Raw genomic sequence first — 26,695 nt, forward strand, 5'->3', positions numbered from 1 at the left:
TTACCAGGCGAGCACGCCTCCCCTCTTCCCCGCGATACGCGTCACGCGCCCCCGCCCGTCGTGGCATGATGGGCCCTCCGAGGTCTTGAAATGATTTTCATAATCAGATTGGATCGTTGTTGTGAGGGTGGCATTCGTCGGTAAGGGCGGCAGCGGCAAAACGACCCTGTCGGCGCTGTTCGCGAGATACGTGGCGAGCCGGAGCGGTCCCGTGGTCGCCGTCGACGCCGACATCAACCAGCACCTGGGCATGGCACTGGGGCTGGCCGAGAGTGCGCTGCCCAGGCCGATGGGCTCGCACCTGACCGAGATCAAGGAATACCTGCGGGGCGACAATCCCCGCATCTCCTCGGCCGCCGCGATGGTCAAGACCACCCCGCCGGGCTCCGGCTCGCGGCTGCTCCGACTCGACGAGGACGACCCGATCCACACCGGATTCTCCGTCGTCACGCCGGAGGGGCCCCGGCTGATGGTCACCGGGCCGTTCAGCGAGGACGACCTGGGGGTGGCGTGTTACCACTCCAAGGTCGGCGCCGTGGAGCTCTACCTCAACCACCTGCTCGACGGTGCGGGCGAGTACGTCGTGGTCGACATGACGGCCGGGGCCGACTCCTTCGCCTCGGGGCTTTTCACCCGTTTCGACATGACCTTCCTGGTGGCCGAGCCGACCCGCCAGGGCGTGAGCGTCTACCGGCAGTACCGCGACTACGCCGCCGACTACGGCGTGCCGATCGCGGTGGTGGGCAACAAGATCCACGGCCCCGGGGACGTGGCCTTCCTCCGCGATCAGGTCGGCGACGACCTGCTGGTCTGCCTGGAGCACTCCTCGGCGATCCGCGCGATGGAGCAGGGCCGCCCCTTCACTCTCCAAGACCTCGAACCGGCCAACTCCCAAGCCCTGGGCACGCTTCTCGACCGTCTCGACAGCCAGGAGAAAGACTGGTTCCGCTTCGGACGCCAGGCGGTGCAGTTCCACCTCCGCAACGCGACGGCCTGGGCGAACAGGGCGACGGGCGAGGATCTGGCGGCCCAGATCGACCCCGGCTTCGTCTTCGGGCCCACACGAGTGTCGCTCTCCCGCTAGGTGGAGCGATCGGTAGGCCCGACCTAGTGTCTGATGAATCCCCTTCTGTGAGGAGAACGCAGCATGTCGCTGACCGTTTCGAACGATCTTCTCGACCAGGCCAAGGCCGGTGAGGTGGACGACGCGGCATTCGTCACCTGTGTCAGAGACTCCCTTCCTTACGCCTGGTCGCTCATCAGCGGCCTGGTCAAGGAGCGCGAGGACACCGGTGCCGAATTCGCCGACAACACGGTGCCCCCGCCGGACGAGGCCGCTCGCGGCCAACTCCTGCGCGCTCTCGCCAGCGACGCCATGCGCGGCGCCCTGGAGCGCCACTTCGGGGTGAGACTCGCCTTCCAGAACTGCCACCGGGTCGCCGTCTTCGACCCGACCGCCACCGGCGCCCACGCGGAGTTCGTCACCGCCAGGTCACAGATCCTCAACCAGTCGCCCGAGCTCGTCGACTGCTGACGGCCTCGTTCCGAGGCGGACCGCCTTCCCCGGTCTCGTCCCGGCCTCCGGACCGGTTTCATCGCGTCCGGCCGGCCCCGGCCGGACGTCACCGGGCGGGCCGGAGGCCCCATATAAAGGGGCGTCTATCCGAAAAGCCCGAGTTGGCCCTCTCCGGCCAGCGGGTTGCGATGCCTCTTGAGGTGGCGCCACCGGGGAAGGTCGTCCAGATAGGACCAGGAAAGGCGGTGATGCTCCGTAGGGCCGAGGGAGGCGAGCGCCGCCTGGTGAACCGGCGAGGGGTATCCCGCGTTGTCGGCGAACCCGTACTCCTCGAAACCGAGTGAGGCCATGTAGGTGTCCCGCCGGACCTTGGCGATCACGGAGGCCGCGGCCACGGAGACGCAGGAGAGGTCGCCCTTGACCTCGCACCTGACCGGCCAGGGCGCTCCCAGATAGTCATGCTTCCCGTCCAGAACGACCACGTCGGGACGGACGGGAAGCCCGGCCAGCGCCCTCCTCGCCGCCCTGCGCAGGGCCTCGGTCATCCCGAGTTCGTCGATCTCCTCGTGGGACGCCTCGCCGTACCCGATACCGGCCGCCCAGGCGGTGATCTCGGAGACCATGGCGGAGCGGCGGGCGGGGGTGAGCAGTTTCGAGTCGGTGAGTCCGGCGGGCGGTTCCGACAGGTCGGTGACCACGGCGCAGACCGCCACCGGACCGGCCCAGGCTCCGCGCCCGACCTCGTCCACCCCGGCGACCAGTTTGGAACCGCCGTCGTTCAGCAACCGCTCAAGGGCGTAGGTGGGAGGCACGTGCCGACGTTACCGGGACGCGAGCCTCCGGGAGCCGTCTCGCTCGAACACCACCCTCATCAGACACCGTCCTGATCGGGACCCACCTTCGAGCGTCACACCAGCCGAGCCCTCGGAGTCCGGTCAGGCATCACCTCCGAACCTCACACCCGCCCGGGCCTTCGAAGTCCGGTCAGGTATCACCTCCAAGCCTCACAGCCGCCCGGGCCTTCGAAGCCCGGTCAGGCATCACCTCCAAGCCTCACACCGGACAGACCTTCGGAGTCCGGACCCTCCCTGGACGCCGGCTCGACCCCCTCCAGGTCGGCGGCGAGGAGTCGCGCGGCGACGTGGACGGCCCTGAGGGTGACGGACACCGCGGGGCGGTGGACGCTGGACGATCGAGCCACGGCGTACACGACCCGGCCGACCGACGGACCGGGAAACCGGCGGACGGCGATGCCGCGGACCCCCGCGGCCAGCGCCAGGGCGGGGACGGCCGCGATGCCGATGCCCTTGGCGACGAGGCCGATGATCGTTCCCAGCCCTTCGAACTCCCAGGTCACCGGCCGGTGCCCACCGACGTCGGCCATCAGCCTGTCCACCGCCAGCCGGGAGGGCTCACCGTCCGGAGTGGCCATCCAGGGCTCGTCGCGCAGATCCCACAGGTCGACGGGGACATCGGGGGAGGCGAGCCTGTGCCTGCGCGGCACCACGAGCACCAGCGGGTCGCGCAGCAGCGGGAAGACCCGCATCGTGTCGGGCTCGCGCATCCGGCCGTACCAGTCGTCGACCAGGGCGATGTCCACCTCGCCCGACTGCACCTCGCGCATGCCGCGTCCCGAGCGGGCCTGTCCCATCCGCAGGGTGAGCTCGTCGTGCCGTCGCAGCGTCCTGGCGAGCGCGGGCGCGAAGGCCACCGCCGCGGTCGGGAAGGCGGTCACGGTGACCCGCCCCGACGGGGTCGCGGCCTGTGCCGACAGGTCCGACTCCGCGCTCTCCACCATGGCCAGGATGCGCTCGGCGTGCTCGACCAGGCGGCGCCCCGCGTCGGTCAGCTCCGCGCTCCTCGCGGTCCTGTCGATGAGCACGGCTCCCGCCTGGCGCTCCAGCGCCGCGAGTTGCTGCGAGACCGCCGAAGGACTGTAGCCCAGGGAGGCCGCGGTGGCCGCGATGCTGCCACGACGGGCGAACTCACAGATCAGCGCGAGCCTGCGTAAATCAAGCATCAGTTTTCCTTACGCCCACCCACGACAACCGAAGCTTGTCCTGATGCCGTCCATCCCAGCAGGCTTGAAGACGTTCCACAACGTTCCACAGACGACCACGACGTACCGCTGCGTTCTGCCGCGCTCTGTCGCGCTCCGTAGCGTTTTCGTGGTGTTCCGCGACGAGGTAAGGACCCCGCGATGAGCGTCACCCTTTCCGCCACCCTGGCGGCCAACGAGGACATCGAACGAAGACGGCGCGCAGGTGAGCGCGTGCTGCACCTGGCCTTCGGTGAGGCGGGCCTGCCCGTTCATCCGGCCCTGCGCGAGCGGCTGATCGCGGCGTCCGGCCTCAACGGGTACGGACCGGTCGCCGGCGCGCCCGCGCTGCGCGAGGCGGCCGCCGGTTACTGGTCACGGCGTCACCTGCCCACCGATCCCGACCTGGTGGTCTGTGGTCCGGGAAGCAAGCCCCTGCTGTACGGCCTGCTGCTGGCGATCGGCGGCGACATCGTGCTGCCGATGCCGAGCTGGGTCAGCTACGCCGCCCAGACCGAGCTGGTCGGAGCGCGTTCCCTGCTCGTTCCGACGCCCCACGGCGAGGGTGGGGTGCCGGACCCCGAGCGTGTGGCCGCGGCGGTGAGGCGCGCCCGCGCCCAGGGGCGCGACGTGCGCTCGCTGCTGGTCACGCTTCCCGACAACCCCGCCGGCACGCTGGCCAAGGCGTCCACGATCCGGCGGATCGCCGAGGTCGCCCGCGAGCTCGATCTGACGATCGTCTCCGACGAGATCTACCGCGACCTGGTCCACTCCCCGGCCACCGCTTTCCTCAGCCCGGCCGACGTCGCCCCCGAGCGGACCGTGATCACCAGTGGGCTCAGCAAGAGCCTCGCCCTGGGCGGTTGGCGGATCGGCGTGGCCCGCCTCCCGTCGCCGCTGCTGCGCGACCGGCTCCTCGCGGTGGCGAGCGAGATCTGGTCCAGTCCCGCCGCGCCGGTCCAGCAGGCGGCGGCGTACGCCTACACCGAGCCGCCGGAGCTCGTCGATCGGGTGGACCGGAGCCGTGAGCTGCACGGCGCGGTGGCGCGGGCGGTGTACGAGCGGTTCGTCCGCGCGGGGGTGCGGGTGGACGCGCCTCAGGGCGGTTTCTACCTCTACCCCGACTTCACCGGGCTCGACTTCGCCTCCTCCGCCGACCTGGCCGCGTACCTGCTCGACCGGCACGGTGTCGGCGTGCTTCCCGGCCACGCCTTCGGTGACGACCCCGAAGCCCTGCGGGTGCGGGTGGCGACGAGCCTCCTGTACGGCGAGACGACGTCGCTGCGGCTCGCCGCGCTCGACGCCGCGGACCCCCTGGAGTTGCCCTGGATCTCGGCTTCGCTGGATGATCTGAGCGAGGCGCTGACCGCCCTGCGCGCGACGCGTCAGGCATCCCGCTCCCACGTGCGTCTCCCGCTCGTCACGGCTCCCGCGACGGGGTGATCGCACCCCGTCGCGGGAAGGTTCCCGCGACGGGTTCTCCACGAGGTTTCAGCGGCTCCCACCTGCGATTTCTCCGTGGAGAGGCCCACCCGTCACGGACGTCCCCCGATGCTCACCAAGATGTCTCGCACTGTTTGGCATCAGGCGTGGTGAGGAGCCCCCATGATGTGCTCATGCCCGCTTTCGTCACCCTGTCCGGGCGCCTCGTGCGCCTGGAACCGCTCAGCCTCGCGGTCGTCGACGACCTCGTCGCCGCGGCGAGTGAAGACCGTTCCACCTATACCTTCACTCGTGTCCCCAATGGCCGGGACGAGATGGTCTCCTATGTGGAGGCCGCTCTGGCTGAGCAGGCGGAGGGCCGCACGATGCCCTTCGCCATCCGGTGGCTTCACACCGATCGCGTGGTCGGTGCCACCCGTCTCATGCACCTGGAGTACTGGCAGGGGCCCATGCCCTGGCCGCCGGGCGCTCGTGGGGCGGTGGGCGATGTCCCGTCCGTGGCGGACATCGGTTACACCTGGCTCTCCGCCTCCGCGCAGGGAACCGGTATCAACCGCGAGAGCAAGTATCTGATGCTCTCCCTCGCCTTCGAGACCTGGCAGGTCCACCGCATAACCCTCAAGGCCGACATACGGAACGTACGCTCCCGGGCCGCCATCGAAGCCCTCGGCGCACACCTCGACGGTGTGCGGCGGGCGGAGAGCCGAGGCGCCGACGACACGGTCCGAGATACCGCGTACTACTCGATCTTGAGCGCGGAATGGCCGGTCGTCCGAGAACGGATGCACGCGCGGATGGGCCTCGCCCAGGCCGCGTGAGACGGACGCCTGACAGGTGCGGGAATACGAGGAGAACGGTTGACCGAAAAGGCCATATTTATATAACCAGAGCAAGACATTGCAAATAGCACTTTGATCACTTAAAGGAACAAAAGGCCCGCCCGAATTTTCGGGCGGGCCTGGTGTTCGTCCGGTGCCGTACGCGAGTCGCGGCTCACATGATCACCGGGTCGAGCGGAGATCGCGGGCGGAGGAGGACACTGGTATATGGATACCACCGGTACGGGCTACCGGATGGGTTCGCCGAAGACCTCTGGGTCACTCCTCGTCGTCGGAGTCGACCTCGTAGATGTAGTTCCACTTACCGCACAGCGTCTTCTTGGCCTGGTGCCTGTCCCAGTAGCAGACCCTGACCTGCAGGTTGTCGACCTCGTCCGCGACGTAGTGGAAGTTCTGGTAGCCGCTGGTGCCGCACTTGCGCGCCCAGGTGTAATCCTCGTCGCCGTCGTGGTTCTCGAACTTGAACTGGGCGTAGCCGCAGAGCCGGCTCGGCGAGTACTTGTCGTAGAGCCTGCCCTGGACGTGGAGGCGGTCGGCCCCGTCGACCCACACGCTCCCCCTCGCCTTGGCGCGGGAGTCGTCGTAGTACTTGGAGTAGTAGTAGCCCCAGGGCTCCGCGTCGTAGCCGCTTGAGGCGGTGAGAGTGGCGGAGGCGGAGGCGGGGGAGGCGAGGGCGGGAACGCCGATCGCGACAACGGCGGTGGCGGCGGCGAGACCGAGAAGTTTGCTGATCGAGCGGCGCATGATGGTTCTCTCCTTGAGGGGTGCGGCTCCTTTCTTTCTTCAGGAGCCATGGCTCATTGATAGGCGCGCATGCCTGCATCGCACTTACAGAGCCTTTATCCATGCCTGCAATCCGCTGACATGTCGGGCACGGCCGCCCCCGTATGGGGCCATGCCCGACAGCGCCAAGCATCCGCCGCAGGGCTCAACGGCCGATTGACGTGCAATCAACGTCCCGGCGAACAACCAACCCTCCGCCTACGAGGGAAGCGACGGAGGATCTATCATTTGGCCATAAAACTTTCCTTTGGGCGGAGATTCGGGAAATGGCTGTTCAGGGCAGCGGAGACGGACTGCGGTTCGCCGTGCTCGGTCCTGTCCAGGCATGGCGCGACGGCTCCGAGCTCGATCTGGGCACCCCACTGCAACGTTCCATCCTGGCGATGCTCCTGCTCAGGGAGGGTCGGGCGATCACTCCGGCCGAGATGATCGACGCGATCTGGGGAGACGACGCCCCGCCCCGCGCGCTCGGCGCCCTGCGCACCTACGTCTCCCGGCTGCGCACGGTGCTGGAGCCCGGCAGGTCCCCGCGCACCCGTCCCGAGCTGCTCACCTCCGTCGGCAGAGGCTACGCGCTGCGGCTGAACGACAACTCCTTCGACCTGCTCCTCTTCGAACGCGGTGTCCAGGAGGCCGAGGCGGCGCGCCGCGAGGGCGCCCTGGCCCGGGCCGCGGAGAGCCTGCGTGCGAGTCTGGCGCTGTACACCGGCGATCCGCTCGCCGGAGCCGTCGGCCCGTACGCCGAGCACCAGCGCGGACGGCTCGCCGAGCGCCGGATGAGCGTGCTCGAGGTCCTGATGGACCTCGACCTGGAGCTGGGCAGGCACGCCGACGTGCTGTCCGAGCTGATCGCGCTCACCGCCGACCACCCGCTGCGCGAGCGGCTCCGAGCCCAGCTGATGCTCGCCTACCACCGGTGCGGGCGCAGCGCGGAGGCGCTCGCGGCCTTCGCCGACACCCGCGCCACGCTGATCGAGGAGCTGGGCATCGAGCCGGGCTCCGACCTGACGAGCATGCACCAGCGCATCCTCACCGGTGACCCGGCCCTCACGCCGACCCGACCCGTCCCCGCCGGAGCCGACGAGGTCACAGCACCGTCCGCGCAGGAAACCCCCGAGCCGGATCCGGAGCCCGCGAGGGCGACGGCGACGGCGACGCCCCCGGAGCTGCCGCGACCGGCGCAGCTGCCCGCCGCCGTGAACGACTTCACCGGCCGCCGCCAGATCATCGCGCGGCTCCGCGCGCTGCTGTCGTCCGGTGGCGGCTCCGAGGGTGTGCCGGTGGCGGCCATCTCCGGTATCGGCGGCGTGGGCAAGACGGCCCTCGCCGTGCACGTCGCCCACGCGATGCACGACCTGTTCCCCGACGGTCAGCTCTACGCCGACCTGCGCGGATACGGCGAGGAACCGACCGCGCCCGAGTCGGTGCTCGCGGCCTTCCTGCGCGGGCTCGGCCTGCCCGCCGACGCCATCCCCGACGGCCTGGCCGAGCGGTCCGCGCTGTTCCGCTCGCTCCTCGCCGACCGGCGGATGCTCGTGCTGCTCGACAACGCCCGCGACGCCGACCAGGTGAGCGAGTTGCTCCCCGGCTCCGCCGGGTGCGCGGCGATCGTGACCAGCCGGGGCAAGCTCGCCGACCTGGCCTCGGCCAGGCTGATCGACCTGGACGTCATGGAGCCGGAGGAGGCCCTCGCGCTGTTCGGCATCGTCGCCGGCGTGGAGAGGGTGGAGGCCGAGCGCGCCGCCACCATGGACGTGGTCGCCGCCTGCGGCTTCCTGCCGCTCGCGGTGCGGATCGTGGCGGCGCGCCTCGCGGCCAGACCGTCCTGGACGGTCGCCTCCCTGGTGCCCCGGCTCGCCGACGAGCGCCGCCGCCTGGACGAGATGCGCGTGGGCAACCTCGCGGTGGAGTCGACCTTCGCCCTCGGGTACGGCCAGCTCACCCCCGCCCAGGCCCGCGCGTTCCGGCTGCTCTCCCTGCCGGGAGGCCCGGACATCTCGATCGGGGCCGCCGCCGGGTTGCTCGCGCTGGACCCGATGGACACCGAGGACCTCCTTGAGTCCCTGGTGGACGCCAGCCTGCTCGAAGCCCCGGCCCCCGGCCGCTACCGCTTCCACGACCTGCTCAAACTCTTCGCCCGCCGCGTCGCGGAACGGACCGAGAACGCGGCCGAGGAGAGCTGCGCCGCGGGCGAGACGAGGCGGGGCGAGCGGCGCGGAACCGGTGTGAGCGTGACCGTCGGCGGGGAGAGCGAGGCGGCGCTGCGCCGGCTGCTCGACTTCTACCTGGCGTCCGCGCGCTCGGCGCACCGCCTCGCCTACGAGGGCAGCACGATGGCCGACCTGCTGGGAGTCACGGGGACCGGTCACGTCTTCGCCTCCGCCGACGAGGCGGTGGCCTGGCTGTCGGTGGAGGCGGAGTCGCTGTTCGCGTCGATCGCCCAGGTGACCTGCGCGGACGAGGCCGACGAGCTGCTGCCGGGGGCCGACCTGCTGCTCGCGATGGAGCCGCTGCTGGAGTCGGGGAGCCACGCCCGCGAGTTCGAGGGCCGGACGAGGGAGATGCTGGCCGTCGCGCGGCGGCTCGGCGCCGTCTCCAGCGAGCTGCGCTGCCGCTACGTGCTCGGGCGGGTGCTGTTCGGCGCGAACCGGCTCGCCGAGGCGGAGGAGGAGTTCCGTACGGCGCTGGAGCTGTCGGCCGGAGGCGACCGCATCGTCACCGGCGAGACGCTCAACGCGCTCGCCGTCGTGGCCGGGCGTCGGCGCCGCCACGCGGAGGCCCTGGCCTGGTTCGACTCGGCGCGCGAGGCGTTCAGAGAGGTCGGGGCACGGGGCGGGGAGGCGCTGACGCTCAGTTACTCCGCCCGCGACCACCTGTTCCTGAAGCAGCCGAAGGAGGCGATCGCCGCCGCCGAGCAGGGGCTCGCCCTGTTCATCGAGATGGGCTCCAGCGCGGGCACCGCGAGGGCCCGCTACCACCTGGGGATGATCCTGTCGCGGGTCGGCCGGCTGAACGAGGCCGTCCACCACCACGCCGAGTGCCTCGCCTTCTTCAGGGCCAGCAAGCAACGGGTCTGGGAACAGCGGGTCTGCTCCCGGCTCGCCGAGACGTTCATCAACGCGGGCCGTTTCACCGACGCGGCCCGTCACGCGGAGCAGGCACTCACCGTGAGCCGGGAGATCGGTCACCCGTACGGCGAGGCGCAGGCCCTGTCGGTGTTAGGCACCGCGCTCAACGGGCTCGGCGAGGTCGAGCGCGGCCGGGGCTGCCTCGAACGCGCCTACGACCTGTTCGGCAGGCTCGGAGCACCTGAGGCCGAGGATCTGCGTCTTCTGCTGGAGCGCGACCAGGTCGACAGCTGATCCCAGGCCGTCGTACAGGTCGTCGTCGAGACGCGTCATCCAGACGTGGTTGATCACCGGCGTTCCCCTCGCAGTCGGACCCCGTGTTTCGGGGCGGGTGTGGAGGTCCGGCCGGCCGTCTGACCCGGGCGACGCGTAGGGGGCCCGGTCATCCGGTGCGTCGCCCGCGGGTCGGCCGCCTCACTGTGACGGTCGGCCGGACGTGGCACGGACCCTTCACCCCCCGGGTCCGTGCCCCACGGCCAGAGCTTCGCCCACGGCGTTTGCCATCCGATTGACAAGTGATAGCGACGATATCCACAGGCTGTGGACAGTCACCCTGTGGATATGTGGAAAAACCCCTCCGCGATCAGCGGGCGAAGAGCCGCGGGGGCCTTTGTCCGCAGGTCATCGTGGTCCTCGCCGGTCAGTTCCGCGATCGCGGCGAGCAGCGGATCCAGTGGATAATCACCGTCGCAGACCCCCGCGAGCGCGGCTTCCACGGTCCCGACCACAGCCCTGCGACGCAGCCCCCCGCTTTGCCTGAGAACGATCCGCGCCGGGTCCTCCGCACCCGGCGGGCCGATCCTCTCCTCCAGCACCCCCTCGGCCACCACAAGCCTGGAGCCGAGCAACTCGGCGTCACTCAGCCGGTGCGCTGCGGCGATCGCACCGAGCACCTCGTCCACATATCCACCGACCGGCAGTTCCACCGGCCCCCCGTACTCCTCCACCCGCACGACAGGATCGAGACTCCCGGAGTCGTTCAGCGTGATCCAGCCGAAGCCGATCCCGGTGACGTTCGCGGCCTCGAACCAGCCGAGCCAGTTATCGTAGAGTTCGCGGTAGCGCGGGGTGCCCTGCTCCGCGGCGTCCCTCAGCCACAGCTCGACGTACTCGGCGGGATCCTGGACGTCACGCTGCACCACCCAGCCGTCACAACCGGTCCCGGTGAGCCAGCCGCCCACCCGGTCGCGCCAGTCCTCCCCGTCGACGTGCAGCCAGTTCGCCAGCAGGTGGCAGGTGCCGCCGGGCGCGAGGTGACGAGGCACGCCCCGTACGAGATCACGGCAGAAGCCGTCGGCGTGGAAGCCCGACTCGCGGTAGGTGAACCGGCCGGCAGGGGAGATCACGAACGGCGGGTTGGAGACGACCAGGTCGAAGTGGTCCCCCTCGACGGGGTCGAACAGGGAGCCCAGCCGGACGTCGACGTCGACGATCCCGGACAGCGCCCAGCTGAGACGGGCCAGCTCCAGCGCGCGCGGGTTGACATCGGTGGCCGTGATCTCCTCCGCCCTGCCGGCTAGGTGGAGGACCTGCACCCCGCACCCGGTCCCCAGGTCCAGGGCACGCCCGACGGGACGGCGGGAGGCGAGCTGGGCGAGGTTCGCCGAGGCGCCGCCCGCGCCGACGACGTGGTACGGGCTCAGGGCCGGGTCTCCCGGCCTCACCTTGCGGTCGGAGACGACGTAGCCGCCGGGGGCGTCGGCGGCGGTGTCCCAGGGCTGCAGGTGGACCGCAGAGGTGACCCGGTCGCCCTCGACGGTCACCAGGCCCGCGACGGCCAGTTCCTCCACGGGCAGGGCCGTCGGCACCCGTCTCGCCTCCACGGGGACGCCGAGCCACCACAGCCGGATCAGGGTGGCGAGCGGGTCACCTTCCGCGGTGGCGCGCAGGGCGGGCACCGTCTCCTCGCGGGAGAGCGCGGTGGCGGCGACGCCGCCGAGACGCTCGCGGACGCCGTCGATGGTGTAGCCGGTGTCGAGCAGAAGCCCTCTGAGCCGGCCAGGCAGATCGTTCACGGGGCAATCCTCGCATCGGGCACGCCCGAACGCTCCCGGTGATGAGACTGTTACCCACCGAGGTAAGCGTTCTGCAAGCGGACTTCAAGCGATAAGCGGTACTTCTTGGTAGCCGCACCACACGCTTCAAAGGATCCTTGATGTTGATCCCCTGCTTCGCCTGCGAGACCCGTTTCCACCCCGACGAATACTTCCGCGCCTGCCACGACTACCACCGTGGCAAGGACCTGGTCGCATGGACCTGCCCGCGGTGCGGCAATCGGGATGAGTTACGGGTCTTTCCCGGAGAGCTGGGGTTCGGCTACGCCCGGCGTGGCGGGTTCGACGTGTCCGACCGGGTGCTGGTGCCCGGCCTGCGGCGCCGACGTCAGGACCTTCGGCTGGACATCTCACTGGACGAGGACGTCTGGCGGGTGTCGACGCGGACGCGTCAACTGGTGGGGGCGCGCTGATACCGCTCCGGCCCGGAAAAGCCCCCGTGATCCGGGCCGGAGTATCGGCGGCGCCACGACCTCAGGGGTTTCGCTGCCTCAGGCTCTGCCAGGCCGCGTCACAGAGGCCGCTGATCTCGTCGGGGGTGGGCTGGTGCGCGCCGGCGAACCACAGGCGGCACATCTCGGTGGCCGGCCCCAGCCAGAGCACGTAGCACATCGTCGGGTGAACGGGCTGGAGCAGGCCGTCCTTCATGTGCGGACGCCACCACTCGGAGACCTTCCTGAAGAACGCCCTGCGCGACTCCGACACCTCGGTGCCGCCCGGCTCGTCGCGCCTGGGCGGCCGCTCGCTGATGAGCAGGTGCGCCCGCTCGCGGTGCTCGCCGCTCCAGGACATGTGCATGGCGACGATGGCCTCGATGCCTCCCCGAGCGCTCTCGTGACGCTGGAGTTCGGCGAGGAACGCCTCCTGGTACATGTGCAGGGTCTCCGCGTACAGGACGCCGAAGACGTGTTCCTTGCTGGCGAAGTGGTGGTAGAAACTGCCGACGCTGACGCCGCTCTCCTCGCGGAGGCTCGCCAGGGTGGTGGCCGAGACACCGTCCTGGCTGAATCGGCGGAGAGCCCCCTCGACGATCCTGGTGCGGCCGTCGCGTCCGTTCTTGGCGGTCTTCACGGATCCATGGTGAGGCAACAGAACCTTGTTCCGCAAACTGCCCGGAAACCGGCTTGGACCATGTCGATCATACCGCCCGCCCTCGGGGCCGCGTCGTCGTCCCGGCGCCCGGCCACCCGTGCTCCCATACCTCCCGACCAGGGGCCTCCGTCCGGCGAATCCCGGTGGGGCCGGCACGGGAATCGGCCGTAAGAGTTCGGCGCCGCCGTCACCGTCGAGCCCGAACACCCCGCTCACATGGGAATCGGCCGTAAGAGTTCGGCGCCGAACCCGTTCGGCGAACCCCGGGACGACCCGCGCGAGGACCGGCCAGGGGTGGCGTTCAACGGAGAACCTGTGCGGTCACCTCGACCATGCCGGAGGAGGCACGCATGGTCGCCTCCGGCCACATCCCGCGGACCATGGACAGGACCTCGCGGTTGTCCCCGAGCACGTCCATCCCCACCGTCACGGCACCCCTCGCCTCCGCGCGGCGCATCAGGGTCCGGATGAGCCGGGAGCCGATCCCCATCCCCTGCCACTCGTCGCTCACCACCACGGCGATCTCGACGTCGACCTCCTCGCCCCGACAACTCATCGCGTGCCCGACGAGCACGTTCCCCCGCACGGCGAGCAGGGCGTCGCGCCGCTCGTCCACCGCGAGCAGCGTCCTGACGAAGCTCGCACTCGGGCGGCTCATCCCGGCGAAGAACCTCAGCGCCCGCGTGCGCGGCGACAGCCCTCCGAGGAAGCGGCGGATCCCCTCCTCGTCGCCCGGCCGCGCGGGCCGGATCTCCACGGCGGCCTCCGACAGCGCCGCGACGTCCCCCGAGGCCGCCCCGACACTTCCGGACACGTCCCCGGATGCGGCCGTGCCCGCTCCGGCCTCCCATGTGACGTGCCCGGATGCGGCGAGGATGCCCTCGGCCCCCTGGGTGACGTTCCCGCACACGACCGGGATGCCGGCGGACCCCGGTACGCCACCCGCCGGCACCAGCTGAGTTCGCATCATGAACTCAGACTCTCGCAGCACACCTGAGTATGTCAACTAGACTTAGACCCACGTTGGAGGTGGTGCGATGGCGACTTACGATTCGCACATGAATGCGGCGACTCCCGGCGACCTGCCCCTGCGGATGGACAACTGCTCCATCGAACGTGCCCTGGGCGTCGTCGGCGAGAAGTGGACGTTCCTGGTGCTGCGTGAGGCGTTCGGCGGCGTTCGGCGCTTCGCCGACATGCAGGCCGCCACGGGAGCGCCCAGGCAGGTGCTCAGCGCCCGGCTGACCCGGCTGGTGGAGGAAGGGCTGCTGCGCAAGGTCCCCTACCGCGAGCCCGGCCAGCGGCAGCGCGACGAATACCGGCTGACCCAGATGGGGCTCGACCTCTATCCGACTTTGATGGCCCTGATGTGGTGGGGCGACCGGTATCTCAGCGACGCCGCGGGACCGCCGCTGCGCATCACCCACCGCGACTGCGGCGCCCTGGTCGAACAGCACTTCCGGTGCGCGGAAGGGCACGAGGTGTCCGGCCCGAGAGAGGTCACTCCGGTGCCCGGTCCCGGAGCGCGCCTTCGCGCTACAGCCCCCGCGTCTCCGGACCCGGCGCCGAAGCCTCCGCAGGCCACGTCCCCCGCGTCGTCTCCAGCCTCCGCAGGCAGTGCCTGAAGCTGAGCACCGAGACCAGCGCCACACCGCCGAGCAGCACCGCGACCGCGGAGGTGCGCACCAGGAGATAGGTCTCCAGGGTCTGGCTGAGCAGCAGCCACAGGCTCAGCGCACCGTTCAGCAGTTGCGCGCAGCCCCACAGCACCGACTGCGACACGAAGAAGCGGCGCATCCGAGGATGCTCCATCACCTGGTCGGGCAGCGGCACGAGGTCGGCCACCACCCGCCGGATCAGCGGCCTCCGCAGCGGCGCGGTGAGCAGAAAACCCATGCTCACGCAGAACACTCCGAGGCAGGGCTGCAGGAAGAACACGATGGGATTGCCCGTCGCCAGCGTCAGTGCCACCCTCACGGTGATCGTGCCCGCCGCCAGCAGCAGCGTGCCGGGGGCCTCACCGCCCTTCACCAGTCGCCAGGCGACGCCGCCGTAGACCCACGCCGCCGCCACCGCCAGCGCGCCGTTCGCGTTGGTGAAGACCAACGCGACGTAGAAGACGAGAACGGGAAGGATCATGCTCTCGAACACCCTGGGGACGGCGTGCCGCAGCAGGACCCCGATGCGGGGGAGTACGAGCGGAGCCGGGGGGGCGGGCATGAGCACGGTCATCAGGGGCGGGCTCCGGAGGTGATGGAACATCCCGAGGGGAAAACTCAGACGACCGTATGCGATGCCCGAAGTGTCCGGTGAGCTTTCCTGACATCCGAGGATCAGGCGGTCCCGGGAACTTTACTACGCCCCAAGGCGTATCCGGCTATCCCCGGAGGCCCACTCGGAGGACAGTCGGAGGGCAGGGCGATGCCCCCGGTGCCTACTCTTGATGACGTGTACCGGTTCCTGCTGACTCCCCGATGGCTCGCTCTCCACGTGGTGGTGCTGCTGGTCATCCCCGCTTTCGTGCTGCTCGGCCAGTGGCAGTTCGGGCGTTTCGAGGAGAGATCCACCAGCAGCCACCAGATCACCGGCAACCTCGCCGCCGCCCCCGTCGCCGTGGAAGAGCTCACCTCACCCGGCGGCACTGTCTCCACGCAGGACAAATACCGCACCGTCCTGGCCAAGGGGACGTACGACGCCGGCGCCCAGCTCCTGGTCCGGCGCCGCGTCCAGGACAAGGCGGTCGGCTTCTACGTGCTGACCCCGCTGGTCACGGCGGACGGCACCGGCGTGCTGGTGAACCGTGGCTGGGTCAGGGCGGGCAGCACCGCCGACGCCCTCCCCGAGGTCCCCGCGCCCTCCTCGGGTGAGGTGACTGTCACCGGCAGGCTACGTCCCACCGAGACCGAGGAGACCTCCGGCATCCGCGACCGGACGGGCCTGCCCGCGGGGCAGGTCCTGCTGATCAACACCGAGGCGATCGGACGCGGCCTGCCGTACCGGCTCCTCGGCGGCTACGTCGACCTGATCGAGCAGTCGCCCGCGGCCGCCGTCGCTCCCGCGCCCGTCCCCGCGCCGGACGTCGGCGAGGGGGGCGGCCTCAACCTGGCCTACGGCGTGCAGTGGTGGTTGTTCATCGGGGTCGCGATCGGCGGCTGGGCCCTGCTGATCCGCAGGGAGGCCGCCGACCTCAAGGCGGCCGCGACGACACCCGGCGAACCCGGGCCGGGCGAGCCTGGAGACGGAGAACCCGGAGACGGAGAACCCGGGCCGAACGCACCCTCCAGGTCCGCAGCGCCCTCAGCGCCCTCAGTGTCCCCGGTGTCCCCGGTGTCCCCGGGGCCTTCAGGAAGGTCCTCCGCGCCCGGCGACTCCTCCGACGAGCCCTCCTCGCCCGGCGACTCCGCAGAGTCCGCCGAGCCCGCTGCGTCCTCCCCGTCCGGCGAATCCACCGAGTCCGCCGTGTCCTCCCCGTCCGGCGAGTCCGCCGACCTCCGCGCCTAGTTTCCGACGAGGGTCAGCAGACAGCCGAAGGCCGACACCAGGCCGAGGGAGAGCAGACCGACTCCGATCGCCAGCAGGAAGCCCCGGCCGCCGCCCAGCCGCTCGCGCGGCGCGAGACGTCGCCCGGCCGCGAACCAGAGCGGGCGGGGTTCGAGCAGCAGGAACAGGAGCGCGCCCACTTTACGATCACGCGTTCACCATCGACAGGCCGAAAAGGAGCGCCACCGCGATCACGAACCCGCGTGTCCCGTCGATCCTGGCCGGCGCGGGCAGCGCCTCGTACGGAGCCCGCCACAGGGGTCTCGGCTCCAGCAGGACGTAGAGCAGCGAGCCGCCGGTGAGAAACATCCAGAACCACGCCCAGCGGCTGGCGTAGCGGGGGTTCGGCCGGGCCAGCATGAGCAGCCAGGCCAGGATCTCCGCCGCCACCGCCACCGGGGCGAACGGCTCCCACCACCGTCCGTAGGCGGGCGAGCCCGCCAGTGCCCTGAAGCCGTCGGTGCGCACGATCTCCACCGAGGGATCGGCGATGGCGCGCACCTGGGCCATGAAAGCCTCCTGGCGGCGTTCCAGGGCCTCGGGGACGAGGCGGGTGGTCTGGGGATCCCAGACGTCGTCCGGCTGGTCGAAACGGGCCTGACTCCAGGAGAGCGGCCCGTGCGACCAGGTCAGCGTGCCGTAGGCGGGCCAGTTGCCGTCGTAGACGATCTTCGTCACCTCGCCCGCCCGCAGGTCCGCCAGGAGTTCGACCGCGGGTCGCAGGGGAGGGGCCTGGTTGATGTGGACGATCACCGTGGAGAGCGCGAGCACGAACAGCAGCGCCACCCGCGCGACGTACGGGATGTCGTCCCGTGCCGGAATCACCACTCGCATCCCCGCCCCCATCGGCCCCCATCAGGCGAGGCCCGCCGCTGCATAGACTAAACGGCGGGTCGGGCTCGCGCGGGTGTACGACTCCCGCCATGCGGCGGGGACGTGCGGGGTTCTCGCCCACGAACCTTAAATATGGACAAAAAGAGCATTTTTCCCTCAAGTATCAACTTATGAAAAATCCTGATACTGGGGCGATCTCTGGGTAGGCGCACCCCCGGGCCCGCCACGGGCGGCACCCTTCCGGCGGGCCCGTCCCGGGGCCGCCCTCCACCCCCCTCGGGTGGTCCCGGGCCGCGACACAGGACACCACGGAAGGTGGCCGCGCGGGACGACCGGGGAGGCGCCGCGCGGGACGGTCGGGAGGCACCGTGAAAACGGTCGCGTCGAGTGTCGCGGAAGGCAGTTACGGAGCGTCATAAAAGGCGTGATGGGGACATCGCAGAAGACGTCACGAGAGACAGAGATACCAAGCGGAGACCTTGCGGCTTGATGAGTGTTATTCCAGCGGAATACGGTTGACCGTGTGACTACGCCGCTGCTCCCCGATCCCGAGCCAAGGCGGCGGGACTATGTGATCATTTCAGCCGACGACCACCTGATCGAGCCGCCCGACATGTTCGACGACCGGCTGCCGGAGAAATACGCCGACCTGGCGCCCAAGGTGGTCGAGACCGACTCAGGTCACCAGGTCTGGCGTTACGGCGGGGCCACCTACCCCTGCGCCGGGCTCGACGTGGGCGCCGGCCTGCCCCGCGAGCAGTGGACGCTCGATCCTGTGCGGTTCGAGCACATGCGTCCCGGCTGCCACGACGTCGAGGCCCGGATCGAGGACATGGACCGTGCCGGTGTCTGGGCCGCGCTGTGCTTCCCCGGCATGCTGGCCGGGCAGTCCGGCATGGTCTTCGCCAAGACCCGCGACCAGGAGCTGGGCCTGTCGGTCCTGCGTGCGTGGAACGACTGGCACGTGGAGGTCTGGGCCGGCACCTACCCGGAACGGATCATCGCCCTGCAGCTGCCCTGGCTGACCGACCCCGAGGTGGCCGCCAAGGAGATCCGCGACAACGCCGCGCGCGGTTTCAAGGCGGTGCTCTTCCCCGAGTTCCCCACCCGGCTGCGCCTGCCGTCCATCCACAGCGACCACTGGGACCCGTTCTTCCAGGCGTGCGAGGAGACGGGCACCGTCGTCTGCCTGCACGCCGGTGCCGGTTCCTGGGCTCCGGTCCCCTCTCCGGACACGCCGATCGAGGCGATCACCACCCTGATGCCCGCGAGCGCCATGTTCGCCTGCGCCGACTGGCTCTGGTCGGGCATCCCGCTGCGCTTCCCCGCGTTGCGGATCCTGATCGTGGAGGGCGGCGTGGGCTGGCTGCCGATGCTGGCCGAACGGGCCGACTACGCGCTCGACCACCCCGTGGCGGGGGAGGCCTCGTGGGAGGGCGGCCTGAAGCCCAGCGAGGTGCTGCGGAGAAACTTCTTCTTCGGCACGCTCAACGACCATGCCCTGTCGGGGGTTCGGCTCGCCGTCGGGCTGGAGCACGTGCTGCTGGAGAGCGGCTACCCGCACTCCGACTCCACCTGGCCCGACACCCAGCAGGCCATCGCGACGAACCTGGGCAGCCTGCCGCCCGCCGACATCGCCCGGGTGGCCTACGGCAACGCCGCCCGCCTGTTCGGCCACCCGCTGCCCTCACGTGCCTGGCTCAGGATGGAACAGATCTGATCCCCTCGCGTCCGATCCCCTCGCGCTCCCAGTCGACGTAGCGCCCGCCCTCACCGAGCAGGGAGCCCATCAGCCACAGGAAGACGCCGAAGTCGTCGGCCACCCCGACGAGGACCAGGAAATCGGGGACGAGGTCGACCGGCGAGATGATGTAGAGAACGCCGAGACCCATCATGGCCAGCTTGCCCTTGGTCATGCCGGGATACCGCCCGTTCATGACCGCGCCGATCATCCTGGGGAGGGCGCGGAGACGGGTGCCGAGACCGGGCGAACCCGGCTTCGTCACCTCTCTGTATGCCCGCCACGTCTGCGCCGCGCGCGCCACCTTCGCCATGGAATCCTCCTCGGAACCACGTTCGTCTGGCTGCGTACTACCCCGCCGCCTCACGATATAACGTGTGATTTCCCCCTTGGGTTCCCGGACACTCTTGGCTTCCCGGACACTCTTGGCTTCCCGAACGGCGGACAGGACGGTCAGCGCATCGCCGTGTGCAGGAAGGGCCGTTCCTCCTCGATCTGGGCGGCCACCCGGACGAGCAGGTCCTCCCGCCCCGCGGCGGCGACCAGTTGGACCCCCACCGGCAGGCCGTCCGCCGTGCGGTGCAGCGGCAGGGAGATCGCGGGCTGTCCGGTGGCGTTGACGGGCGAGGTGAACGACACCGCGCGGTTGGTGCGGCCCCGCGAGGTGCTGACGTCGTCGGCGGGCAGTCGGCCGAGGCGGAAGGGCGCCACCCCCAGGGAGGGCATGAGCAGCAGGTCGTGCGACTCCCACCAGGCGGCCATCCGCCGCCTGAACCCGTCGATCCAGTCGCGCGAGGTCACGTAGCCGACCGCGTCGAGCTTCCTGCCCGCCGCCCCCAGGATCCGGTTGCGCTCCTCCAGTTCGTCGAACTCGACGGGCCTGCCGCGCCAGCGCCCGATGTCCTCCAGGTCGGCGGCCACGTGGGCGGCGACGATCGTGCCGAAGTGCGTGGCGAAGCCTTCCTCGGCGAGCGCGGAGGGTCCTCCCGGCTCGACGTCGTGACCCAGCGCCTCCAGCAACCCGGCGGCCTCGGTGACCGCGGCCACCAGGTCCGGCTCCGAAGGGACGTCTCCGTCCGGGTGCTCGGCGAGGAAACCGATCCGCAGCCGCCCGGGATCCGCCCCGACCTCCTCGGCGAGCGGACGTCTCCAGGCGGGCGCGCCGTACGGGTCGCCCGGCATCGTCCCGGCGATCACGTCGAGGGTCGCCGCGCTGTCCCGCACCGTACGGCAGAGCAGGCCCGCGGACGAGAAACCGGCCCAGGGCTCACCCGCGGACGGGCCGGAGCTCACCCTGCCCCTGCCGGGTTTCAACCCGACCAGCCCGCACATGCTCGCCGGGATCCGGATCGACCCGCCGCCGTCGCTCGCCGTGGCGACCGCGACCATGCCCGACGCCACCGCCGCGGCGGACCCGCCGCTCGATCCTCCGCTGCTGTAACGAAGGTCGTACGGATTGCGGGTGGGGCCGAACGCCACCGGCTCGGTGGTGATCGCGGTGCCGAACTCGGAGGTGTTGGTCCGTCCCAGGATCGTGAACCCCGCCTGGCGCAGCCTGGTCACCGCGTACCCCTCGCGCTCGGCGAAGATCCCGTCGAGGGTGCGCGATCCCGCGCGGTACGGCTCCCCGGCCATGCTCCAGCCCAGGTCCTTCAGCAGCGTCGGCACGCCCGCGAAGGGGGCCTCGGGATCGACCTCGCCCACCTCGGCCAGGGCCCGTTCGAACCTGCGGTGGACGACGGCGTTGATCGCGCCGTCGCACGCCTCGATCCGCGCGATCGCCGCCTCGGCGAGCTCCCTCGGGGAGATCTCCCCTTTCCGCACGGCTTGCGCCTGCCCGAGGGCGTCGAGCTTCAACAGGTCGTACAAAGGGTCACTCCTCGACGGGGGCCAGATCTCGTACGGCCTGGGCGATCGGGACCCCACCCCCGGGAATGGGGGCGAGGATCGGGGTGTCCAGGCCGTTGCGCACATACTCCCGGATCCGGCTCCGGCACGTGGCCGCGTCGCCGTGCACGATGAGATCGTCCACGACCTCGTCGGGGATGGCCTTGAGCGCCGCCTGCCGGTCTCCGGCCGCCCATGCCTCGTGCATCGGCCGCAGCACCTCGCCGCGCCCCAGCCAGTCGTGGAAGGCGGCGTAGACCGGGACGGTCAAATAGCTCGCGAGCATCCAGCGCCCGAGTTCGCGCGCCTTCTCCGCGTCCTCGCCGACGCACACGAACAGCCTGGCGATGAGCTCGGTCTCCGGGCCGACCTCGGCCCGCACCTTCCGCACGTCCTCGGGCGAGAGCCAGTTGGTGATCGCGCCGTCGGCCTCCTCGGCGGCCAGACGCAGCATGCGGGGGCGGAGCGCGGCGAGCACGATCTTCGGCGGAATCTTGGGGGCGCGCTCCAGCTTGAAGCCCTTGACCTCGAACGTCTCGTACCGCTCGCTGATCTTCTCGCCCGCGAGGGCTCCGCGCAGGAAGCGCAGGGTGTCTCTGGTCCTGGCGAACGGCTTGACGAACTCCCCGGCGTTCCAGCGTTCCACGATGGCCGGCGAGGAGGCCCCGATGCCCAGGACGAAGCGTTCGGGGGCGAGGTCGGCGAGCGTGGCGGCGGACATGGCGAGCAGGCCGGGCCCCCGGGTGGAGACCGGGACGATCGCGCTGCCGAGCCGCATCCCCGGGGCCCACTCCGAGGCCATCGCGAGGGGTACGAAGCCGTCGACACCGTTGACCTCGGCGGACCAGGCGTCGGTGTAGCCGAGTCCGGGAAGCTCGGCGATCAGGTCCTTGGAGGCGGCGAGCGAACGGTCGTAGAAGGGAATCGTCATACCCCAGCGTGGGCCTGTGGTCATCGTGCCGCCTCCGTGTTCTGCGATCGCAGCCGGGAACCCTCCCTCGAAACGATATTCCGAGGGAGAATCCGGCCCGATCCGGGTGCCGTCAGTGGCCTCGACCGTACCAACCAGACGGTATGTGACCAAAAGAATGATCCACACCGACCGGCCACTTAACACCCCATCACTTTCCGTATGATGTTAGAAACCTTGGGTGACGAAACATCGGCGGATGAGCCGGCGACGGGGCCTGCTCAGTGTGGCGGCCCTCGCGAGCTGCATGACGATTCCCGTGCTGATCGGAACGCACCCCAGTTGGGCGAAAGACGGGACGGGATCGCCCGTCCCGCGAGACGCCCCGCATCTCCGGATGTCGCACGCGGCCCTGAGCCCGACCTCCGGCCGATCTCCGCTCCCCGAGCCAGGGCCGTTCTCCTCGCCCCTCCCTCCATCCGGCCTTCCACCCGGCCCTGACCGTCGACCGCAGCCGGAAACCGGGCGCTCGACCGCTCCGCACCCCGCGCCGAAGCCCGAACCGGACTATCCGACCGCGCCACCGCCGAGGCTCGACGTCAGGGAACCCCCCTGGTGGCACTGGTGGCACTGGTGGGAGCCGAAGCCGGATCACCCGGCGGACATACCGGCCAAGCCGAAACCCGAGCCGGAGCCGAAACCAGCGCCCGAGCCGGAGCCCGAACCGAAACCCGAGCCGACGCCAGTGCCCACACCGGAGCCCACGCCGGAGCCCACGCCGGAGCGGCCGACCCCCACCGCGTCCTCTTCACCCATCTCCGAACCCTCCCCGCCCCCCAGGCCCCGGCCTCTCCCCGTTTCCGCCCCCGAGACGGTCGTCACACCGACGCCGAGTCGCACCCCTCGGCCCAGGGCGACGCCCTCCGGTGCGCCTCCCCTCCTGCGGCAACGACTGGTGCTCGATCGCTACACCGAGCGGCGCAAGGGAACCGACAGGAAGCTGGTCCTCCTGGTGATGTTCACCGGGGTGATCTCGGTCAGCGCGGTCACCGCGCTCAACCGCAGGGGGCGCGGATAAGCCCGGCCGGTGGCCGGACCCGCAGGCGATGCAGCCCACCGTGGGAGATCCACACGATGTCCCCGACGCTCGCCCTCACGGTGAAGCCCACCATGGGAGATCCACGCGGTGTCCCCGGCGCCCGCCCGAGGCGGGCCCGCACGTACGTGAAGCCCGCCGGCGAGAGATCCACCGGCGGGCTTCCGCGCCGTCGTCAGCGCCGCATCCGCACCGGGCCGGATCCGCGCCGAGCAGCGACCGGACCGGACACGTTCGTACCGGACAACGGCCCACGGCCGGACCGGTGACGGGAAAGAGGTGACGGGAAAGAAGGGCTACGGCTGCGCGGGGAAGTGGCCGTCGATCTGGTCGTACTGTCGCTGCGCGCTTTTGAACGCGTCGGGGTCGACGGCACCGAGCCCGCTGAACGGGTGGCTGATCAGGATGATGAAGCACACGCCGATGACGACCACGGCCACCCGGACCAGGTCGGCGATGATCGACGAGGCCGTGGGCCGCACCCCGAGGGTCCAGGGCAGCGCGATCACCAGGAGGCCGGAGAGGATCATCGAGATCACGAAGATGCTCTCCAGACTGGCACTCGCGTCGTCACCTCGTATCACGCGGGCGTGGGAGACCTCGGAGATCCGGTCGAGCGTGTCCTGCTGGAGGTTCTTGCTCTCGTCGCCGATCGGACGGAGCCTGAGCACCGTGGCCCGCATGTCCGCGAGGGTCTGCCCGGGGATCGGGGACATCTCGCTGTCGGCCATGAGCGGCCAGTCGAGGGCGATGCTCTGCGCGGTGTACTGCCGGATCTGGGAGCGGACGGGGGCCGCCTCGGGGATGGGCGCCACCGACCAGTACATCTCGGTGAGGCTCTCGGCCTCGGCCTGGACGTCGGCCTCCGACACCGAGAGCGCGTCCCGGCACAGGACCGCGGCGTAGGCCAGCACCAGCAGGTAGACGGCGAGGGCGAGGTTGGCGGAGAAGTCGACGGACGACGCGCCGTGCTCGCCGTCGTCGTACCCCTTTCTCCTGAGGACCCGGAACGCGATCAGCGCGATCGCGACGGACACCACCACCAGCACGGCTACCCAGCCCATGAGACTCCCTTGAAGCGGTCATCGAATAAGCTACTCAGGGTAATCAGATCGATACCGTTGTTCATGGAGTTCCATGGAGTTCCTATGGAGTTCAGCGCGGTTTCGTGAAGTCCTGGGGGGCCTCAGAGAGTTTCGTGGGATTCATTCGCGAAGTTCGTGAACCCCCGCGATGAAGTCACGGGCGACCCCGCGCAGTCCGGGCAGGTGCGAGAGCCCCACCAGGCGGTCCACCAGCGGGACGGTGAGCTCGATGAGCCGGTGTGTCCGTCGGCACCCCTCCGACTCGTCGTGCACCCAGAACAGGACGACGCCCATCGACATCAGCCAAAGAAGCTCGGGAAGCTCGGTCCGCAGCTCGCTGTCCATCCGGTCGGAGGACCCTTCCACGACCCGCCGATAGATCGCGATCGACGCGTCCCGGGAGGGTGAGGACTCGGCGCTGAACGGGTTGAGCGGGTTGTTCGGCTCGGCCGCGTGCTTGAAGAACTTCACCGCGAACTCGTGGTACGGCTCGGACACCCGTACCCACTCCCGCAACACCCCCGCCAGCCGCGCGGCGAACCGGTGCTCGGTGGCCAGTAGTTTCTCGCACGCGGCCTCGTGCTCGGCCTGGGCCCGGTCGTAGTACGCCTGGACCAGGATCTCCTTCGAGGCGAAGTAGTAGTAGGCGTTGCCCACCGAGACCCCGGCCTCGGCGGCGATGGCCCGCATGGTGGTCGCCTCGTATCCACGTTCGCGAAAAAGCCGCAGGGCCGTCTCCACGATGACCTCACGGGTCCTGTCCGATCCACGGGTTCTCGGGGTCGGCTCGGTCATAGGGCGCTCGTCACCTATCGATTGGAGCTGGGAGAACGTGCTCATCCGGTCTTTCTCCACTGGACGAACCCTAGATCATCCGTCCCGCACCGCCGGGGATGAGCCCAGGGAACGACCTTAGGCGCGCCACATTGCCCCCGCCACTCATATCCGTGATTGCTCCGTCACTCTCGCCGTCGCGCCACCCCGTCCCCGTCCGGCGCGCTCCCCGCCAAGGACGTGATAGTGGCGCCATGCACGACAAATACGGATATGTCACTTATCGCCGAAAACGCCGTCTCAGCAGGTCATCGAGCTGCCCGATCATTCCCACTACCGGGCAAAAATCACTCTTCGTGAGGGATCATCCGGGTTCGGGGGTGGGATTGATCCTTTTGGCGGAAGGGCTCCCGCGACAAGGGATACATAAATGGGGACATGTCCCTGTAGGCAGCGGGCTGCCCGGTTCACCACCGGAGCACTGCTCGCTCTGCAACTGTCTTTCATCGCATCGGCCCCGCACCACAGCGCGACCGCGGAGAGCGGGAACGCGTCGGCCGACGCGGCGATCGTGAGCCGGCCCGTCGCGGCCGGCCCGGCGGAGGTACGCCGGTCCACGATCATCGGAGTGTACGACATCGCCACCCTGGAAACCTCCCGGCGCTACCTCCGGGAACTGTGTCATTCGATCGCCGTTCAACGCGGCCGGGAGCCCACGGCCCCCCTCTGGCCCGAGGAGGCCACTCCCGCGGACGCACCGCCCCGGCCCTCCGGAACCACCGCACGAACACGCACCGCCGCCCTGACAGGCGCGGCCGGGAGACAGACGCCCCCCCGGACCGAGGAAGCCACCCTCCGGAACGGAGGAAAGACCCCGGTGGAGGCCGAAGAGAACGCGCGGACACCGGTCGCGGCCGCTTCTGAGGAGCAGGTTTCCGCCGTCCTCGAAAAGCCGTCCGAGGCGAGGCCCGCCCAGCGGCAACAGGCGCAAAAGGCCCAGCAGCCCATACGGCTCCAGCAGACGGACGCCAAGCGGCTCCTGCGAGAAGCGGGCCTGACCTGGTTCTCCTCGGGTAAGTGCGCGAACCGCAACGGACCGCACTGCACCTCGCTGGAGGCCGTACGATCCGCGACCGTCTCCAGCGCCATCGAGCTGAAGCGCCGCAGCGGTTGCCCCCTCGTCGTCACCGGCGGCACCGAGGTGGGCCACGCCCCTGGCCCCTACAGCCACTACGAGGGCTACAAGCTCGACATAAAGCCCAACGCGTGCATCAACCGCTACATCACGAAGAACTACCCACTACAGGGCGTGCGAGGTGACGGAGCCCGCCTGTACGGCCAGTCGGCGACCTCGGGGCCCCTATTCGCCCGCGAGGCGGACCACTGGGACATTCTCTTCCGCTGATGGAGGTCACCGGGTCAGCTGATCGGGCAGACTCGGTGCCTGGTAGCCGCCGGTGAGTGAGCACCTTCATCCGCTGGACCGATGTTCGAGTCCCGAGGTCAGGGGCCTTGATCACTGATGGGATGTCTGACCGGAATTCCACTCGACCGGGCCGTTCAACCAGGCTGTCACCGGTATCCGTGCCGGATCCGGGGTTTCACCGAGCCTGCGCTCCCGTCGGCCGGGCCACCGCCGCTCCTGACCCGCGCCGGCCCGGCGGATCCCGCCGGTCCTCGATCCGCGACCGTACGGATCCCACCGATCCCGCGGCCACGCGGATTCCGCCGGTCCGCAGGATCACCGACGACTCACCGCCGCGCGGGATCCCGTCGCCCGAGGCCCGAGCCTTCAGGACCGCGAAGGCCGTACGGCGGCGTGACGTCGCAGGGCAATAGGCCCCCGCCCCCGACGCCGTATACGCCGCGGAAAGGGGGGCGCCCCATCCGGGGGTGTAGGGCCCGTCGAACACGGGGAGCGTGGTGGGGTTTTTT

Annotated in this window: 27 protein-coding genes; 11 read left to right on the forward strand and 16 right to left on the reverse strand. The window is 70.1% G+C overall.

All coding sequences use genetic code 11. The features are described from left to right. The first annotated feature begins 121 nt into the window (after positions 1-121). Together AB0B96_RS12750 and AB0B96_RS12755 are read left to right on the forward strand one after the other, a co-directional pair. Positions 122-1,084 (forward strand): ATP-binding protein, encoded by a 963-nt coding sequence (locus tag AB0B96_RS12750; protein WP_362898249.1) that lies wholly within the window; start codon positions 122-124, stop codon positions 1,082-1,084. Between the two features lie 63 nt (positions 1,085-1,147). Next, positions 1,148-1,534 (forward strand): SCO5389 family protein, encoded by a 387-nt coding sequence (locus AB0B96_RS12755; RefSeq protein WP_350941753.1) that lies wholly within the window; start codon positions 1,148-1,150, stop codon positions 1,532-1,534. A 125-nt stretch (positions 1,535-1,659) separates the two neighbouring features. On the opposite strand, the gene AB0B96_RS12760 is transcribed toward AB0B96_RS12755, so the two are convergent. Next, the gene (locus AB0B96_RS12760) at positions 1,660-2,328 is read right to left on the reverse strand and encodes a ribonuclease HII (protein WP_350941754.1); all 669 of its coding nucleotides are present in this window, start codon (positions 2,326-2,328) and stop codon (positions 1,660-1,662) included. A 221-nt stretch (positions 2,329-2,549) separates the two neighbouring features. Further along, a complete protein-coding gene (locus AB0B96_RS12765; protein ID WP_362898251.1) occupies positions 2,550-3,536 on the reverse strand; it encodes a LysR family transcriptional regulator in 987 nt (328 codons plus the stop codon). Between the two features lie 180 nt (positions 3,537-3,716). On the opposite strand from AB0B96_RS12765, the gene AB0B96_RS12770 reads away from it, so the two are divergent. After that, positions 3,717-4,997, forward strand: coding sequence for a pyridoxal phosphate-dependent aminotransferase (locus AB0B96_RS12770; RefSeq protein ID WP_362898253.1), 1,281 nt, complete (start codon positions 3,717-3,719; stop codon positions 4,995-4,997). A gap of 173 nt (positions 4,998-5,170) precedes the next feature. Next, positions 5,171-5,815, forward strand: a complete 645-nt coding sequence (locus AB0B96_RS12775; RefSeq protein ID WP_362898255.1) for a GNAT family protein — start codon at positions 5,171-5,173, stop codon at positions 5,813-5,815. Positions 5,816-6,094: 279 nt separating this feature from the next. Here AB0B96_RS12775 and AB0B96_RS12780 read toward each other — a convergent pair whose 3' ends face one another. Continuing rightward, positions 6,095-6,580, reverse strand: coding sequence for a hypothetical protein (locus tag AB0B96_RS12780; protein WP_350941758.1), 486 nt, complete (start codon positions 6,578-6,580; stop codon positions 6,095-6,097). Positions 6,581-6,885: 305 nt separating this feature from the next. Between AB0B96_RS12780 and AB0B96_RS12785 the strand changes: the two genes are divergently transcribed. Further along, the gene (locus tag AB0B96_RS12785; RefSeq protein WP_362898258.1) at positions 6,886-9,981 is read left to right on the forward strand and encodes a BTAD domain-containing putative transcriptional regulator; all 3,096 of its coding nucleotides are present in this window, start codon (positions 6,886-6,888) and stop codon (positions 9,979-9,981) included. A 314-nt stretch (positions 9,982-10,295) separates the two neighbouring features. Here the strand turns inward: AB0B96_RS12785 and AB0B96_RS12790 are convergent, their stop codons facing one another. After that, positions 10,296-11,762, reverse strand: a complete 1,467-nt coding sequence (locus AB0B96_RS12790; protein ID WP_362898260.1) for a class I SAM-dependent methyltransferase — start codon at positions 11,760-11,762, stop codon at positions 10,296-10,298. A gap of 140 nt (positions 11,763-11,902) precedes the next feature. On the opposite strand from AB0B96_RS12790, the gene AB0B96_RS12795 reads away from it, so the two are divergent. Next, a complete protein-coding gene (locus AB0B96_RS12795; protein ID WP_350941761.1) occupies positions 11,903-12,214 on the forward strand; it encodes a hypothetical protein in 312 nt (103 codons plus the stop codon). Positions 12,215-12,275: 61 nt separating this feature from the next. On the opposite strand, the gene AB0B96_RS12800 is transcribed toward AB0B96_RS12795, so the two are convergent. Continuing rightward, positions 12,276-12,872 (reverse strand): TetR/AcrR family transcriptional regulator, encoded by a 597-nt coding sequence (locus AB0B96_RS12800; RefSeq protein ID WP_350941762.1) that lies wholly within the window; start codon positions 12,870-12,872, stop codon positions 12,276-12,278. 322 nt (positions 12,873-13,194) lie between these two features. Continuing rightward, positions 13,195-13,863 (reverse strand): GNAT family N-acetyltransferase, encoded by a 669-nt coding sequence (locus AB0B96_RS12805; RefSeq protein ID WP_362898263.1) that lies wholly within the window; start codon positions 13,861-13,863, stop codon positions 13,195-13,197. 88 nt (positions 13,864-13,951) lie between these two features. On the opposite strand from AB0B96_RS12805, the gene AB0B96_RS12810 reads away from it, so the two are divergent. Continuing rightward, complete coding sequence (locus AB0B96_RS12810) at positions 13,952-14,518, forward strand: helix-turn-helix domain-containing protein (RefSeq protein WP_362898265.1); 567 nt, start codon at positions 13,952-13,954, stop codon at positions 14,516-14,518. Here the strand turns inward: AB0B96_RS12810 and AB0B96_RS12815 are convergent. Further along, positions 14,430-15,125, reverse strand: coding sequence for a VC0807 family protein (locus AB0B96_RS12815; protein ID WP_362898267.1), 696 nt, complete (start codon positions 15,123-15,125; stop codon positions 14,430-14,432). The genes AB0B96_RS12810 and AB0B96_RS12815 overlap by 89 nt on opposite strands. Positions 15,126-15,323: 198 nt before the next feature. On the opposite strand from AB0B96_RS12815, the gene AB0B96_RS12820 reads away from it, so the two are divergent. Continuing rightward, positions 15,324-16,394 carry an SURF1 family protein gene (locus AB0B96_RS12820; RefSeq protein ID WP_362898269.1) on the forward strand — a complete coding sequence of 357 codons (1,071 nt, stop codon included), beginning with the start codon at positions 15,324-15,326 and terminating at the stop codon, positions 16,392-16,394. On the opposite strand, the gene AB0B96_RS12825 is transcribed toward AB0B96_RS12820, so the two are convergent. Continuing rightward, positions 16,391-16,573: a hypothetical protein gene (locus AB0B96_RS12825; RefSeq protein ID WP_362898271.1), complete on the reverse strand. Its 183-nt coding sequence runs from the start codon at positions 16,571-16,573 to the stop codon at positions 16,391-16,393. The two genes, AB0B96_RS12820 and AB0B96_RS12825, sit on opposite strands and share 4 nt — an antisense overlap. Before the next feature lie 7 nt (positions 16,574-16,580). After that, positions 16,581-17,267 carry a hypothetical protein gene (locus AB0B96_RS12830; RefSeq protein WP_362898273.1) on the reverse strand — a complete coding sequence of 229 codons (687 nt, stop codon included), beginning with the start codon at positions 17,265-17,267 and terminating at the stop codon, positions 16,581-16,583. A gap of 523 nt (positions 17,268-17,790) precedes the next feature. On the opposite strand from AB0B96_RS12830, the gene AB0B96_RS12835 reads away from it, so the two are divergent. After that, positions 17,791-18,987: an amidohydrolase family protein gene (locus AB0B96_RS12835; protein ID WP_362517639.1), complete on the forward strand. Its 1,197-nt coding sequence runs from the start codon at positions 17,791-17,793 to the stop codon at positions 18,985-18,987. Here the strand turns inward: AB0B96_RS12835 and AB0B96_RS12840 are convergent. The 4 genes from AB0B96_RS12840 to AB0B96_RS12855 form a co-directional block, all read right to left on the reverse strand. Then, a complete protein-coding gene (locus AB0B96_RS12840; RefSeq protein ID WP_362898275.1) occupies positions 18,968-19,321 on the reverse strand; it encodes a YkvA family protein in 354 nt (117 codons plus the stop codon). The genes AB0B96_RS12835 and AB0B96_RS12840 overlap by 20 nt on opposite strands. 140 nt (positions 19,322-19,461) lie before the next feature. Next, positions 19,462-20,877 (reverse strand): amidase, encoded by a 1,416-nt coding sequence (locus AB0B96_RS12845; RefSeq protein WP_362898277.1) that lies wholly within the window; start codon positions 20,875-20,877, stop codon positions 19,462-19,464. A gap of 4 nt (positions 20,878-20,881) precedes the next feature. Continuing rightward, on the reverse strand, positions 20,882-21,850 hold the full coding sequence (locus AB0B96_RS12850) for an LLM class F420-dependent oxidoreductase (RefSeq protein ID WP_350941777.1): 969 nt from the start codon (positions 21,848-21,850) through the stop codon (positions 20,882-20,884). Between the two features lie 606 nt (positions 21,851-22,456). Continuing rightward, positions 22,457-22,621, reverse strand: a complete 165-nt coding sequence (locus AB0B96_RS12855) for a hypothetical protein (protein ID WP_362898280.1) — start codon at positions 22,619-22,621, stop codon at positions 22,457-22,459. A 139-nt stretch (positions 22,622-22,760) separates the two neighbouring features. Between AB0B96_RS12855 and AB0B96_RS12860 the strand changes: the two genes are divergently transcribed. Then, positions 22,761-22,883 carry a hypothetical protein gene (locus AB0B96_RS12860; protein WP_350941779.1) on the forward strand — a complete coding sequence of 41 codons (123 nt, stop codon included), beginning with the start codon at positions 22,761-22,763 and terminating at the stop codon, positions 22,881-22,883. A 314-nt stretch (positions 22,884-23,197) separates the two neighbouring features. Here AB0B96_RS12860 and AB0B96_RS12865 read toward each other — a convergent pair whose 3' ends face one another. Both AB0B96_RS12865 and AB0B96_RS12870 read right to left on the reverse strand, forming a co-directional pair. Then, on the reverse strand, positions 23,198-23,965 hold the full coding sequence (locus AB0B96_RS12865) for a hypothetical protein (protein ID WP_362898282.1): 768 nt from the start codon (positions 23,963-23,965) through the stop codon (positions 23,198-23,200). Between the two features lie 141 nt (positions 23,966-24,106). Continuing rightward, complete coding sequence (locus AB0B96_RS12870; protein ID WP_362898284.1) at positions 24,107-24,781, reverse strand: TetR family transcriptional regulator; 675 nt, start codon at positions 24,779-24,781, stop codon at positions 24,107-24,109. Between the two features lie 856 nt (positions 24,782-25,637). On the opposite strand from AB0B96_RS12870, the gene AB0B96_RS12875 reads away from it, so the two are divergent. After that, positions 25,638-26,165: a hypothetical protein gene (locus AB0B96_RS12875; protein WP_362898286.1), complete on the forward strand. Its 528-nt coding sequence runs from the start codon at positions 25,638-25,640 to the stop codon at positions 26,163-26,165. Between the two features lie 196 nt (positions 26,166-26,361). Here the strand turns inward: AB0B96_RS12875 and AB0B96_RS12880 are convergent. After that, positions 26,362-26,695: hypothetical protein (locus AB0B96_RS12880; RefSeq protein ID WP_362898288.1), on the reverse strand; the 334-nt coding region annotated here is incomplete at its 5' end.

Source organism: Streptosporangium sp. NPDC049046 (assembly GCF_040649155.1).
GTDB lineage: Bacteria > Actinomycetota > Actinomycetes > Streptosporangiales > Streptosporangiaceae > Streptosporangium.

Bases quoted from the DNA above. Each gene is read 5' to 3' on its own strand.
- AB0B96_RS12755 (WP_350941753.1), top strand. From the start codon at position 1,148: ATGTCGCTGACCGTTTCGAACGATCTTCTCGACCAGGCCAAGGCCGGT.
- AB0B96_RS12765 (WP_362898251.1), bottom strand. From the start codon at position 3,536: ATGCTTGATTTACGCAGGCTCGCGCTGATCTGTGAGTTCGCCCGTCGT.
- AB0B96_RS12770 (WP_362898253.1), top strand. From the start codon at position 3,717: ATGAGCGTCACCCTTTCCGCCACCCTGGCGGCCAACGAGGACATCGAA.
- AB0B96_RS12775 (WP_362898255.1), top strand. From the start codon at position 5,171: ATGCCCGCTTTCGTCACCCTGTCCGGGCGCCTCGTGCGCCTGGAACCG.
- AB0B96_RS12780 (WP_350941758.1), bottom strand. From the start codon at position 6,580: ATGCGCCGCTCGATCAGCAAACTTCTCGGTCTCGCCGCCGCCACCGCC.
- AB0B96_RS12785 (WP_362898258.1), top strand. From the start codon at position 6,886: ATGGCTGTTCAGGGCAGCGGAGACGGACTGCGGTTCGCCGTGCTCGGT.
- AB0B96_RS12795 (WP_350941761.1), top strand. From the start codon at position 11,903: ATGTTGATCCCCTGCTTCGCCTGCGAGACCCGTTTCCACCCCGACGAA.
- AB0B96_RS12805 (WP_362898263.1), bottom strand. From the start codon at position 13,863: ATGATGCGAACTCAGCTGGTGCCGGCGGGTGGCGTACCGGGGTCCGCC.
- AB0B96_RS12810 (WP_362898265.1), top strand. From the start codon at position 13,952: ATGAATGCGGCGACTCCCGGCGACCTGCCCCTGCGGATGGACAACTGC.
- AB0B96_RS12815 (WP_362898267.1), bottom strand. From the start codon at position 15,125: ATGACCGTGCTCATGCCCGCCCCCCCGGCTCCGCTCGTACTCCCCCGC.
- AB0B96_RS12830 (WP_362898273.1), bottom strand. From the start codon at position 17,267: ATGCGAGTGGTGATTCCGGCACGGGACGACATCCCGTACGTCGCGCGG.
- AB0B96_RS12840 (WP_362898275.1), bottom strand. From the start codon at position 19,321: ATGGCGAAGGTGGCGCGCGCGGCGCAGACGTGGCGGGCATACAGAGAG.
- AB0B96_RS12850 (WP_350941777.1), bottom strand. From the start codon at position 21,850: ATGACCACAGGCCCACGCTGGGGTATGACGATTCCCTTCTACGACCGT.
- AB0B96_RS12855 (WP_362898280.1), bottom strand. From the start codon at position 22,621: ATGGGTGAAGAGGACGCGGTGGGGGTCGGCCGCTCCGGCGTGGGCTCC.
- AB0B96_RS12865 (WP_362898282.1), bottom strand. From the start codon at position 23,965: ATGGGCTGGGTAGCCGTGCTGGTGGTGGTGTCCGTCGCGATCGCGCTG.
- AB0B96_RS12870 (WP_362898284.1), bottom strand. From the start codon at position 24,781: ATGACCGAGCCGACCCCGAGAACCCGTGGATCGGACAGGACCCGTGAG.